The organism is Pseudonocardia sp. NPDC049635 (genome assembly GCF_040659795.1).
Taxonomy (GTDB): Bacteria; Actinomycetota; Actinomycetes; order Mycobacteriales; family Pseudonocardiaceae; genus Pseudonocardia.
Genome location: NZ_JBFAON010000008.1, coordinates 196971 through 209494 on the forward strand (window position 1 = coordinate 196971; position 12524 = coordinate 209494).

A 12524-nucleotide genomic window follows, 5' to 3' on the forward strand; every position below is an offset into this window, starting at 1 on the left:
CCTACGGCACCCCGTCCCGTGCGGACGAGCTGAGGACGGTTTTCGCGACCCGCTCGACCAGTCATCGAACGGGGTTTGGGAAAGGTTTGCTGCACCGACGTTGTTTCTCGCCAAAAGGTCGCTTCGATGCGACGAACGGTAGATGTGGGGCCGTGGGCGAGTGGGGCGAACCGTGCGGAGTCGTGGTCAGCGCGGTGGCGCCGAGTCCGGGGCGGGCCTGTGGCCGGACGGGCCGGGCGCGGTGGGACCGCCCGGGGACGGGTCGGTCGCGCCGTCCGCCGCACCGCCGGCACGTGCTCCCGGCGCGCCGCCGCCGGTCCGGATCCGCCTGACGATCCGGCGGACCACGAGCACCACCAGCAAGGCGCCGGCGATGCCGGTCAGCCAGACCGTGACGGTGCCGTAGACGGTCGACCGGACCCGCAGCCGGGTGTCCGGGCCGAGCTCGGCCCCGTCGGGGGTGCGCAGGCCCGCGTTCACCCCGAACTGGCCCGAACGCGTCACCTGCGCGCTCACCCTGACCTGCACCCGGCCCAGCGGCGGGACGGTCTGGACCGGGATCGGGGCCACCCGCAGGCCGGTGGTGCTGGACAGCACGACCCTGACGTTCATCGTGACGGGCAACCCGTTGGCGACGGTGATGAGCAGCGGCGCGTCACTGGTCCCGAGCGAGTACGGGCTGGGCGGCTGGACGACCCGTACCGACGCCCGGATCTGCTCGATCCGCCCGGCCACGATCGCCGCCTCCCGCTCGGCCCGTGCCGGGTCGGTCCGCCACCAGGACGACGCCGCCCGCAGCGTCCCGCGGACCAGCGGGTCGAACACCTCGGCCGGGCTCGCTCCGACCCCGGTCCGGGCTTCGGCGGCACCGCGCAGGCCCTCGATCGAACGAACCTGGGCGGCCACCGTGTCGATCACCGCACCCGGGATCTCCGCCCCGCCGGCCTGTACCGGGTAGAACAACCGGGCGGGCTCCGCGGCGGGATCGTCCCGGGCTGCGACGCCGGACACCCCGGCCGGTGTGAGCCTGCCGTCCTGGATCAGTGCGGCCAGCGCGGAGAGCACCCCGGCGGCGGCCTGTCCGCCGCCCGGCCAGCTGTGCGGGGGTGCGACGAGCAGGGACTCCGGCGGATCGGTCGGACCCGCCGCGGCCCGGAAGGTCAGGGCCCCGGCCAGCTCCTGGCCGGCCAGGCCGCCCGCACCGCCCTCCTGCAGTTCGACGACGGCCGGGCCGGTCGCCGCCCGGGCGAGCAGCGGGTCGGCCAGCACAGCGCGGTCACCACCACCCGGCCCCTCCAACCGGACCACCCCCGAGGTCCGGCCGGAGGAGACGCCGTCGGCGGAGAGGACGAACCGCGTGTCACCGCCGAGCGCCTCCAGGGTCGGTTCGTCCAGCACGCCGTCGGCCGGCCACACGACGTCGTCGAGAACGGCCGTGTCCAGCTGCTCGGCGAGCGCGGCGCGGCCCTGACCGAGGGTGGTGCGGGCCAGCTCGGCCTGGCCGGCGCGGACCAGCGCGACCAGATCGGCGTCCGACGGGGGCAGCGACAGCACACAGGCGCCCGCCGCCGCGTCCCGGAGCGACTCGAGCCACTCGCCTGCCGTCGCGGCCCCGCGACCGGGGGCGGTCTCACCGTCCGGTCCGACGGTGACCTCGTAACCACCGCTCATCGCGACCGCCGTGGCGACCAGCTCGGGATCGATCGCGAGACAGAGCGCGGCACGCACCGGTGAGCCGGGCGGCGCACCGGTGGCGAGCCCGTCGACCAGGTCGTGCAGGCGCCCGCCGGGCGCCATCGAGACGGCGAGATCGTCGTCGGTGAGCACCGGGACCTGCCCGGGCACCGGCGGGATCCGACGGGGCGCGTCGGTGATCGGGTAGAGCATCGAGACCGGTGTCGGCGCCCCGGGCGGTGTCGTTCCCGGCGTGTTTCCCGGAGGGATCGATCCGGGCGCCGGCCCGGGGAGCGACGGGGCGGGGAGCGAGGAGACCGGGAGCACCGTGCGGATCCCGGCGATCCGGGACGGCGTGCCGTCGACCGTGCCGTTGAGATTCACCAGCAGGGGGTAGGTGCCCGGCCCGGGCAGCGCGAGCGAGACCGTCCGGTCACCGGTCAGCGGGACCGAGTAGCGGAACGGGACCGAGGCGCCGGGGCCCACCGGTCCGAGCGCGGCGAACGCCGGTGTCGCGTCGTCCACCGGGGCCTCGCCGGCGAACGCGCTGCGCAGCGCGGGCTCGCCGTCGACCGCCGGGCCGCGCTGCACCCGCAGCGACAGGTCCTCGACCGGGTCCGACCCGGTGTTGACCACCGAACCGGTGACGACGAGCTCGGGTGGTCCGGCCGAGGTGACCACCCGCGGCGCCATCGCGTCGACCTCGAGCCGGACCGGAGCCACGTCCGGCGGTGGCTGGGCGCGTGCCGGGGCGGGGACCGCCACCGACCCGGTCAGCAGGGCGACGAGCAGGATCGCGACCAGGGCCGCGACCCGGCTCACGCGGTCTCTTCCAGAAGGTTGGACGCGTGCCGGATCAACCGGCGTTCGTCGGCGTAGGCGAGTCGGCCCTCCAGCTCGCCGAGCGGCACCCAGGCCACCTCGGAGACCTCGACGTCGGCATCGGAGAGCTCACCGCCCAGCGCGCGCATCAGGTAGTGGTGCACGGTCTTGTGCACGCGTCGGTCTTCGGCTACGAACCAGAAGTCGATGGTGCCCAGGGGTGCCAGCACCTCACCGATGATGCCGGTCTCCTCCCGGACCTCGCGCACGGCCGCCTGTTCCGCGGTCTCACCGGCCTCGATGTGCCCCTTGGGCAGCGACCACAGCAACCGGCCGCGCCGGTCCAGACGCCCGATCAGTGCCGCCGCACCGGACCGCTGGTCGACCACGAGCCCACCCGCGGACGTCTCGTCCACCGTGCGGAGGCGGCGGCGCCGGTCGGACGAGCGTCCCGCGCGACGCCCCCCGGAGCGGCCGCGGGAGGTGGACATGTGGCGATGGTAACGAGACGGTGGCATCTCGGTGGGCCGGCGAGCCGTCGCGTCCCGTCCCGTCCACGGTCGGGTGCCGTTGATCAGCGGGCCCGCCCGGCCGGACCCGTACCCGCGGGCCCGGCCCGGGCGCGTTGCCTACACTGGCCGGTCGTGTCCACGCCGTCCGTCACCTCGCGCCCCGTGAGCCCCGCCCAGCCCCCGCGTACGAGCGCGCGGGACGGTCGGGGGTCCGGCCCCGGGCCGGACCCGGACGAGCTGCAGCGCTCGCAGGAGAACGCCGTCATGCAGATGCTCGACGTGCCGGCCGTCGCCGACGAGCTGGCCGCCCGGTTCACCGAGCGTGGGCACCGGATCTACCTGGTCGGGGGGAGCGTCCGGGACGCGCTGCTGCGCGGCACGGGTGCCTCGGACCGGGACTCCGGGGACCTCGACTTCACCACCGACGCCCGGCCGGAGCAGATCCTGGAGGCGGTCCGCGGCTGGGCCGATGCGGTCTGGGACACCGGGATCGCGTTCGGCACGGTCGGCCTGCGCCGCCGTGACCAGGTGATCGAGGTGACCACGTTCCGCGCCGACACCTACGACGGCCGGTCCCGCAATCCCGAGGTCCGTTTCGGTGACGACATCGAGGGTGACCTGGTCCGGCGCGACTTCACGGTCAACGCGATGGCCGTCGAGCTCGGCGAGCGCCGGTTCGTCGACCCGCACGGCGGGTTCGCCGCACTCGCCCAGGGCGTCCTCGACACCCCGGACCTGCCGGAGCGATCGTTCACCGACGACCCGCTGCGGATGCTGCGGGCCGCCCGGTTCGTGTCCCAGCTCGGCTTCACGCCGGCCGAGCGGGTCACCGCGGCGATGACGTCGATGGCCGACGAACTGTCCCGGATCACCGCCGAGCGGGTGCAGGCGGAGTTCACCAAGCTGATCCTCGGCGCGCACCCGCGGCGCGGGATCGAGCTGCTCTGCGACACCGGGCTGGCCCGCCACGTCGTGCCCGAGGTACCGGCGATGCAGCTGGAGACCGACGAGCACATGCAGCACAAGGACGTCTACACCCACTCGCTGGTCGTGATGGAGCAGGCGATCGAGCGGGAGACCGACGGCCCGGACCTCACGTTGCGCCTGGCCGCGCTGTTCCACGACATCGGCAAGCCGGCCACTCGGCGCAAGGAGCCGGACGGGCGGGTCAGCTTCCACCACCACGAGGTGGTGGGCGCGAAGATGACCCGCAGGCGGATGCGTGCGCTGAAGTACCCGAAGGCGCTGATCGACGACGTCTCCCAGCTCGTCTACCTGCACCTGCGGTTCCACGGATACGGCAAGGGCGAGTGGAGCGACTCCGCGGTGCGCCGCTACGTCACCGATGCCGGCCCGCTGCTCGACCGGTTGCACCAGCTGGTCCGGTCGGACTGCACCACCCGCAACCGGCGGCGGGCGGCGGCGCTGCAGCGCAACTACGACGGCCTGGAGCGGCGGATCGCGGAGCTGCGCAAGCAGGAGGAGCTGGACGCGATCCGGCCCGACCTGGACGGCAACCAGATCATGCGGTTGCTCGACATACCGCCCGGCCCGGCCGTGGGACGCGCCTACCAGCATCTGCTGGCGCTCCGGATGGAGCAGGGTCCGCTCGGGCCGGAGGAGGCCGAGGCAGCTCTGCGGGCCTGGGCGGCGGAGAACCTCTGAGCTGTACGTACGTCATAGACGTACGTACAGGACGTACGTGTGACGGTGGACGCCCGTCCGGGTGACGGGCGATCAGACGTCCGTACGTGTCGGTCGTCCGAGCGGCCCGCTACGAGCCTCGTCGCCGCACCGGGCCGGTCCGGTCCGGCGTCGGTCGATCGGGTGACGTCGCCCCGCACGGGTGCCGCGACCGGCCCGCGGGGCGGGTGCGAAAATGACGCCGTGCGGGAACACCGCGCCACCCGAGGCGCCGCCCTTCCCCCGGTCACGCCGGGCAGCCTGCTCGTAGCCGCACCCGGTCTGGGTGACCCGAACTTCGCGCGGACCGTCATCTACATGATCGAACACCGCGCGCACGGCAGCCTCGGCGTGGTGCTGAACCGGCCCGGCCGCTCCGCCGTCCGCGACGTGCTGCCCCGGTGGGCCGGGTTGACCAGTGACCCCGGCTCGATGTTCGTCGGCGGCCCGGTCGAGGCGCAGACCGCCCTCTGCCTGGCGGCGCTGCGCACCGGTCAGTCGGCGCGCGGACTGACCGGTCTGATGCCCGTCCGGCCCCCGGTCCAGCTGGTCGACCTCGACTCCGACCCGGCCCCGCTGGCGCCCCGGCTCCGCGGTCTGCGGATCTTCGCCGGCTACTCGGGCTGGGACAGCGGCCAGCTGCACGGCGAGATCGCCCGCGGGGACTGGTTCGTCGTGCCCGGGCTGCCGGACGACCTGCTGACCACCTCCTACGACCGGTTGTGGGAGCGGGTGCTGCGCCGGCAGGGGATCCCGCTCGCGCTGCTGGCCACCTTCCCGCCGGACCCGGCCCTGAACTGAGCGGTGCCTCCGCGGGTGTCACCGGCCCCTGCGGGCCGCCCGTGCAGGTGGGGCACCGGCCGGTCGCGGTGACTACGCTGCAGCCGGTGGCCACCGTCTCGCACTACGTGCCGCTCGGCGCCGGGCACGTCAACCCGACGGTCGGGATCGTCGCCGAGCTGGTGCGCCGCGGCCACCAGGTCAGCTGCTTCGTCCCGGAGCGGTTCGCCGAGCAGCTCGCGGTGACCGGCGCCCGGATCGTGCCGGTTCCCTCGACCTGGGAGGCCGTCGGGCTCGCCGATCCGCCACAGATGCACGGCAGGCACCTGGTCCGCGCGATGGGCTACCTGCTCGACGAGACGCAGGCGCTGGTCCCGCTGCTCGCCCGGCATCCGGCCCCCGACCTGGTGCTGCACGACGGCCCGCTGGCGGTCTGGGGCCGGGTGCTCGCCCATCGCTGGAAGGTGCCGTCGGTCGAGGTCTGGCCGAACCTGGTGAGCAACCGGCACTGGTCGATGAACCGCTACACGAAGCTGAACCCGCTCGACCCACGCTTTCTCGTCATGATGATGAAGTATGGCGCCTACCTGCGTCGAGAGGGGATCGGAAACGTCCGGGAGTTCTTCGAGGGCGGAGCGGCCGCGCAGCGGGTGGTGACCGTCCCCCGCGCGTTCCAGTACGCCGGCGAGACCTTCGAGGGATTCCGGTTCGTCGGCCCGGTGCTCGGGGACCGGGCCACCGAGACCGGATGGACCCCGCCCGAGGGCGGCCGGCCGGTGCTGCTGGTGTCGCTGGGCAGCGCCTACAACCGGCGTCCCGCCCTCTACCGGACGATCCTCTCGGGCGTCGCCGGGCGGGGCTGGCACGTGGTGCTGTCGATCGGCGACGTCGATCCGGCGGAGCTGGGTCCGCTGCCCGCGGGCGTCGAGGTGCACCGCCGGGTACCGCAGCTGGGAGTGCTCCGGCACGCCACGGTCTTCGTGACGCACGCCGGGATGGGCGGCACCATGGAGGGCCTCGCGGCCGGAGTCCCGCTGGTGGCGCTGCCGCAGATGGCCGAACAGCGGGCGAACGCCGACCGGATCGCCGAGCTCGGGCTCGGGCGGACCCTCGACCCGGTCTCGGTGACGCCGGACCGGCTGTGGGCGGCGGTGCAGGAGACCGCCGCCGATCCCGCCGTGCGCGAACGGCTCACCTGGATGGCCGGGGAGATCGCGGCCGCCGGTGGCGCGGCCGCGGCGGCCGACGAGATCGAGCGGGCGCTCGCCCGGCGGGACCGGCCCCGGGCGTGATCTCTCAGCGGCCGGAGCCGGAGCTGCGCTCCCCGGCCGGCCGGTCGGCGTCCGCCGTGCCTCCGCAGCCCGCCACCAGGTCGCACCCGGCGCAGGCGCCGGCGCAGGAGGGCGGCGGGGCCTGCCGGGCGATCGCGAGCTCCGCGGCCCGGGCCCCGAACGACCCGCCCAGGCCGGCCATGACCAGCATCCCGGCCGCCGCGATCACGGCGAGCACCCACGGCGCTGCGCCGCCGCGCTCGGTCAGCAGCAACGCGGGGCCGCCGACCAGGCCGATCAGTCCGGCGGCTCCCACCGGCCGGGCGGCCACCCGGTTCGCGAAGGCGAACGCGTCCGCGGTGCGCAGGCTGCTCGGCGTCCGGACACCGACGAACCTGTTGCGCGGCAACCGCCCGGTCGCACCGAGCACGGCGAGCACGACGAGCGCAGCTCCGGCCAGCAGGAGCAGGGCGGCGAGGACCAGGCGCAGCGTGGGGGGCACGTGACCAGGGTAGAACCCGGCTGAACCGGCATGCCCGCCCCCGCTACCCTGGTCACATGTGCGCGGCCCGACGCCGGCTGCCCCACCGGCGGCACCGACTTCCCGGCGCCGCGCCGGGCTGAGGTCGGCAGCGAGACCGCCGTCACGACACGGCCGGCGCGGCGACGACCCCTCCTGCCCGGGCGCGGAGGGGTCGCAGCGTGTTCCGGGCCCCGGTACGGGCCGTCACGACATGTTTCCCGAGGTGAAACGGACATGACCACCGAGACCAGCGCGGCACCGTCGACCGGTGACCGCGCCGACCGGCCGGCGTTCCGGTACGACGCCGAGATGGCGGGCCGGATCGAGCGCAAGTGGCAGGACTTCTGGGAGGCCGAGCAGACCTTCCACGCCCCGGGCCCCGGCGAACCGGGCTCGGAGAAGCCGAAGTTCTACCTGATGGACATGTTCCCCTACCCGTCGGGCGCCGGGCTGCACGTCGGGCATCCGCTGGGATTCATCGGCACCGACGTGCTGGGCCGCTACCTGCGGATGAACGGCTACAACGTGCTGCACCCGATGGGGTTCGACGCGTTCGGCCTGCCCGCCGAGCAGTACGCCGTGCAGACCGGGACGCACCCGCGGACCACGACCGAGGCCAACATCGCCCGGTACCGGCGCCAGCTGCGCCAGCTGGGCCTGGGCCACGACCCGCGCCGGTCGGTGTCGACCACCGACATCTCGTTCTACCGCTGGACGCAGTGGATCTTCCGGGAGATCTTCGAGGCGTGGTACGACACCGAGGCCGGCCGGGCCCGTCCGATCGCCGAGCTGCGCGCGGCGTACCAGAGCGGTGAGCGGGCCACCCCGGACGGCCGCGCCTGGGCCGAGCTGTCCGAGGGCGAACGCCGGCGGCTGATCGACTCGCACCGGCTGGCCTACATCTCGGAGGCCCCGGTCAACTGGTGCCCGGGCCTGGGCACGGTGCTGGCGAACGAGGAGGTCACCGCCGACGGACGGTCCGAGCGCGGCAACTTCCCGGTCTTCCGGCGCAACCTGAAGCAGTGGATGATGCGGATCACCGCCTACTCCGACCGGCTGATCGCCGATCTGGACCGGGTCGACTGGCCGGAGTCGGTCAAGGCGATGCAGCGCAACTGGATCGGTCGATCCGAGGGTGCGCGTGTGAGTTTCGGGGTGTGCGACGCGGACGCCGCCATCGAGGTGTTCACCACCCGTCCGGACACCCTGTTCGGCGCCACCTACATGGTGCTGGCTCCGGAACACCCGCTGGTCGACGGGATCACCCCGGCGGCCTGGCCCGCCGGCACCGACGAGCGGTGGACCGCCGGCGCCGCGACCCCGGCGGAGGCGGTGGCGGCCTACCGGGCCGAGGCGTCGCGCAAGTCCGAGCTGGACCGGCAGGAGAACCGGGACAAGACCGGCGTCTTCACCGGCGCGTACGCGATCAACCCGGTGAACGGGGCCGAGATCCCGGTCTTCGTCGCCGACTACGTGCTGATGGGCTACGGCACCGGAGCGATCATGGCCGTCCCCGCCCAGGACCAGCGGGACTGGGACTTCGCCACCGCGTTCGGCCTGCCGATCGTGCGCACCGTCGATCCCGGGCCCGACTGGGACGGCGAGGCCTTCACCGGCGACGGGCCGGCCGTCAACTCGGCGAACGACGAGATCAGCCTGAACGGCCTGGGTGTCGCCGAGGCGAAGCGGACGATCATCGACTGGTTGTCGGCCAAGGGTCACGGCGAGGGCGTCGTGCAGTACAAGCTGCGCGACTGGCTGTTCTCCCGGCAGCGCTACTGGGGCGAGCCGTTCCCCGTCGTGTGGGACGAGCACGGACCGATCGCGTTGCCCGCCGACCAGCTGCCGGTGGAGCTGCCCGACGTCGACGACTACGCACCCAAGACCTACGCACCCGACGACGCGGACAGCGAGCCGGAGCCGCCGTTGTCCCGGGCCGCCGAGTGGGTGGACGTCGAGCTGGACCTGGGCCCCGCCGGTGGAGATCAAGGCCCGAAGCGCTACCGGCGTGAGACGAACACGATGCCGCAGTGGGCCGGTTCCTGCTGGTACTACCTGCGCTACCTGGACCCGGAGAACACCGAGCGGTTCGTCTCGCCGGAGGCGGAGCGCTACTGGATCGGCAAGGACCCGGCGCAGGCGCGGCCCGGCACGGAGGACCCGGGCGGTGTCGACCTGTACGTCGGCGGCGTCGAGCACGCGGTGCTGCACCTGTTGTACTCCCGGTTCTGGCACAAGGTGCTGTTCGACCTGGGTCACGTGTCGAGCGAGGAGCCGTTCCGCAGGCTGTTCAACCAGGGCTACATCCAGGCGTGGGCCTACACCGACGCCCGGGGCAGCTACGTTCCCGCCGAGGAGGTCGTCGAGGAGACGGCGCAGGACGGCACGTCACGTTTCACGTGGAACGGTGAGCCCGTCACCCGGGAGTACGGGAAGATGGGCAAGTCGCTGAAGAACGTCGTGACGCCGGACGAGATGTGCGACCGCTACGGTGCGGACACCTTCCGGCTCTACGAGATGTACACCGGCCCGATGGACGCGTCCCGCCCGTGGTCGACGCGCGACGTCGTCGGGCCGCAGCGGTTCCTGCAGCGGGTGTGGCGCAACCTGGTCGACGAACGGACCGGGGAGGTGACCGTCGTCGACGCGGAGCCGGACGAGGACGTGCTGCGCGCGTTGCACAAGGCGATCGCCGGGGTGCGCGAGGACGTGCCCGCGTTGCACTACAACACCGCGGCGGCCAAGCTGATCGAGCTGAACAACGTGCTGACCAAGCGGGGCGCTCCGGTCGAACGGTCGGTCGCCGAACCGCTGGTGCTGATGCTGGCGCCGCTGGCCCCGCACATCGCCGAGGAGCTGTGGCAGAAGCTGGGCCACGACGGTTCGCTGGCCTACGCACCGTTCCCGCAGGCCGACGAGCGGTACCTGGTCGCCGACACCGTCGAGTACCCGATCCAGGTGAACGGCAAGGTCCGGTCCCGGATCACGGTGCCGGCCGACGCCGGCCAGGACGAGATCCGCGCAGCGGCGCTGGCCGACGACAAGATCGTGGCCGCGCTGGAGGGCGCCCAGCCGCGGAAGGTGATCGTCGTGCCCGGGCGGTTGGTCAACGTCGTGCGGTGACCGGCCGCCAGGAACGCGGCGGGCCGGTCGCGCGTTGACCGGAGCAGGAGGTCCGATATGACCGGAGCATTGGTCACACTGATCGTCGCGCTGGCAGTGGTCGCCGCCGTGGTCTGGCTGGTCCGCAGGCATCAGGCGGATCAGGCCGCGCAGTTGGAGGACGCGAAGTCCGAGGCCCGTCGCTGGGTGGAGCGGCTCGGCGGCCAGGTGCTGTCGCTGACCGGGACCGACGAGCCGTCCCGGCAGGCGCTCGCCGACGCCGCGGAGCGCTACACCGCGGCCGGGTCACAGATGGAGCAGGCGCGGACCGTCGCGCAGTGCAGGCAGGTCACGGAGACCGCGTACGAGGGCCTGTACTACGTACGTGCCGCCCGCACCGCGATGGGACTCGACCCGGGCCCGGAGCTGCCTCCGTTGCCGGGGCAGGCGCGGGCCGGTGAGGTCACCGAGGAGCGCGAGGTCGAGGTCGAGGGCCGCACGCTGGCCGCGTCACCGCGACCGACCGACCGCAACAGCCACTACTACCCCGGTGGGACCGTTGCCGGGCGTCCGGTGCCGCGTGGCTGGTACTCCGAGCCGTGGTGGAAGCCGGCGCTGATCGGCGGCGCCTGGGGCCTTGGATCGGCGCTGCTGTTCACCTCGCTGTTCAGCGGGATGGCCGGTGCCGACCAGGCCGCCTACGCCGGAGCGGACGGTGCCGACGGAGCTGACGGAGCGGACGGCGGCATGGACGACGGCGGCATGGACGGCGGGTTCGACGACGCCGGTGGGTTCGACGGCGGGGACTTCGGCGGCGACTTCTTCTGAGCCGGTTCTTCCGGGTCCGGTCCCCCATGCAGGCCGGGTGCCCCGGCGCTTGGTCAGGACCCGGCGGCCCGGGCCGGACGGGCCCGGCGGGCCGGCTTCGCCGGACGCCGGGTGGAGCCGCTGCTCGGGTCGGGCGGGCTGCTCAGCCCGGGCTCCGCGAGCCACGCCGCGACGGCGTCGATCACGAAGGCGGCGTCGGCGAGCGCGGACTCCGACTCCGCCGCCGGTGCCGGCACGTCGGAGTGGTCGGCCAGCCCCCGCCGGTTGTACAGCGAGCGGAGCAGCCGACCGGCCCGCGGATCCAGTGAGCGCTCCCGCACCACCCGCCGGACGAACGCGCTGACCACGTCGGAGTGCTCGGCCCTGGTCTCCCCGAGCACGAGCAGCGCCGTCTCAGCCGCCCGGAACGCGGCGTGGAACGACCGGGAGACGGCGGCATCGGCGTAACCGTGCTCGGCGAGCAGCCGGGCGGCGGCGAGTTCGGTACGCGCCCGCACGATCCCGGGTCGACGCCTGGCGGTGCTCATCGCACGCGCACCGCCTCGGCGCGGGCCCGGATCACCGTCGGATCGTCCGGCCGGGCGAGCTCGCGCTGCCCGACCGGCAGCACGCTGATGGTCAGCCCGCTGCGTTGGGTGTGCCGCCACAGCACGTCGTCCATCTCGCGGAGCTCGTGCCAGGGGTCGATCGGGCCCTGTTCGTCGTCGAGCACCACGAGCAGGTCGATCGCGGACTCCACCGAACCCTCACCACTGGCCCACGAGCCGAACAACAGGACCTGGCGCACCCGCGGCCCGTAGTGCGCGACGAGATCGTCGGCGACGGCCGCGGGAACATCCTCGTTGGACGGGTCGGGATCGGGATGGCGAGCCCGGACCCGTTCGGCGTCGGCCTCGGAGATCAGCCCGGCGGCCGCCAGCCAGTCGACCGCGCGGCGCCGGGAGCGCGCGTCCCGGAAGCGGTACCACTGGTCGCGCACCTCGGGGAACTCGAACAGGGTGTTCTTGAACCGGCGGAAGGCACCCCGGCCGTCGATCGCCCGGTCCAGCAGGGCGCCGGCCCGCCGATGCTGCACCCCGGCCGTGAAGTCGGACATGTCCCGGTACGACTCGCGGCTGGTCACCGGCTCGATCAACACCCATCCGGCCGGGGGTTCGCCGTCGTGGGCGGGCAGCGACGCGACCGCTCCGGTACCGGGGTCGAGGTACCACCGGATCTCCGGCGACCGGTCGTCGAGCGCGTCGGCCAGCGCGGCCAGGTCGACGCGGCCGGGATCGAGCATGTCGGGAACTCTATCCCGCACCACCGCCGTCGGACCCTCCGATGAAC

General features: G+C 73.7%; 10 protein-coding genes. 5 read left to right on the forward strand and 5 right to left on the reverse strand.

The annotated features are described in order from the left end of the window. Nucleotides 1–186: 186 nt before the first annotated feature. Together AB0J24_RS13055 and AB0J24_RS13060 are read right to left on the reverse strand one after the other, a co-directional pair. Nucleotides 187–2496 (reverse strand): DUF6049 family protein, encoded by a 2310-nt coding sequence (locus AB0J24_RS13055; protein ID WP_358679935.1) that lies wholly within the window; start codon nt 2494–2496, stop codon nt 187–189. Further along, entirely contained in the window at nt 2493–2987 is a 495-nt protein-coding gene (locus tag AB0J24_RS13060) for an NUDIX hydrolase (protein ID WP_358679938.1), read from the reverse strand. Before AB0J24_RS13060 ends, AB0J24_RS13055 begins: the two co-directional genes overlap by 4 nt. Before the next feature lie 285 nt (nt 2988–3272). Here AB0J24_RS13060 and AB0J24_RS13065 point away from each other — a divergent pair, with 285 nt between their 5' ends. The 3 genes from AB0J24_RS13065 to AB0J24_RS13075 all read left to right on the forward strand — a co-directional run bounded on the left by AB0J24_RS13065 (nt 3273) and on the right by AB0J24_RS13075 (nt 6763). Then, nucleotides 3273–4673, forward strand: a complete 1401-nt coding sequence (locus tag AB0J24_RS13065; protein ID WP_358680023.1) for a CCA tRNA nucleotidyltransferase — start codon at nt 3273–3275, stop codon at nt 4671–4673. A 222-nt stretch (nt 4674–4895) separates the two neighbouring features. After that, nucleotides 4896–5492: a YqgE/AlgH family protein gene (locus AB0J24_RS13070; RefSeq protein ID WP_358679940.1), complete on the forward strand. Its 597-nt coding sequence runs from the start codon at nt 4896–4898 to the stop codon at nt 5490–5492. Between the two features lie 86 nt (nt 5493–5578). Beyond that, nucleotides 5579–6763, forward strand: a complete 1185-nt coding sequence (locus tag AB0J24_RS13075; protein ID WP_358679942.1) for a macrolide family glycosyltransferase — start codon at nt 5579–5581, stop codon at nt 6761–6763. A 4-nt stretch (nt 6764–6767) separates the two neighbouring features. Here AB0J24_RS13075 and AB0J24_RS13080 read toward each other — a convergent pair whose 3' ends face one another. After that, entirely contained in the window at nt 6768–7244 is a 477-nt protein-coding gene (locus AB0J24_RS13080) for an SdpI family protein (protein WP_358679945.1), read from the reverse strand. A 255-nt stretch (nt 7245–7499) separates the two neighbouring features. On the opposite strand from AB0J24_RS13080, the gene leuS reads away from it, so the two are divergent. Further along, a complete protein-coding gene (leuS, locus tag AB0J24_RS13085; RefSeq protein WP_358679948.1) occupies nt 7500–10388 on the forward strand; it encodes a leucine--tRNA ligase in 2889 nt (962 codons plus the stop codon). A gap of 57 nt (nt 10389–10445) precedes the next feature. Then, entirely contained in the window at nt 10446–11195 is a 750-nt protein-coding gene (locus AB0J24_RS13090) for a hypothetical protein (RefSeq protein ID WP_358679951.1), read from the forward strand. A 53-nt stretch (nt 11196–11248) separates the two neighbouring features. Here AB0J24_RS13090 and AB0J24_RS13095 read toward each other — a convergent pair whose 3' ends face one another. Both AB0J24_RS13095 and AB0J24_RS13100 read right to left on the reverse strand, forming a co-directional pair. Continuing rightward, nucleotides 11249–11722, reverse strand: a complete 474-nt coding sequence (locus tag AB0J24_RS13095; protein WP_358679954.1) for a HEPN domain-containing protein — start codon at nt 11720–11722, stop codon at nt 11249–11251. Then, complete coding sequence (locus tag AB0J24_RS13100) at nt 11719–12477, reverse strand: UPF0158 family protein (protein WP_358679956.1); 759 nt, start codon at nt 12475–12477, stop codon at nt 11719–11721. The genes AB0J24_RS13095 and AB0J24_RS13100 overlap by 4 nt, the downstream gene beginning before the upstream one ends. Between the last annotated feature and the right edge of the window lie 47 nt (nt 12478–12524).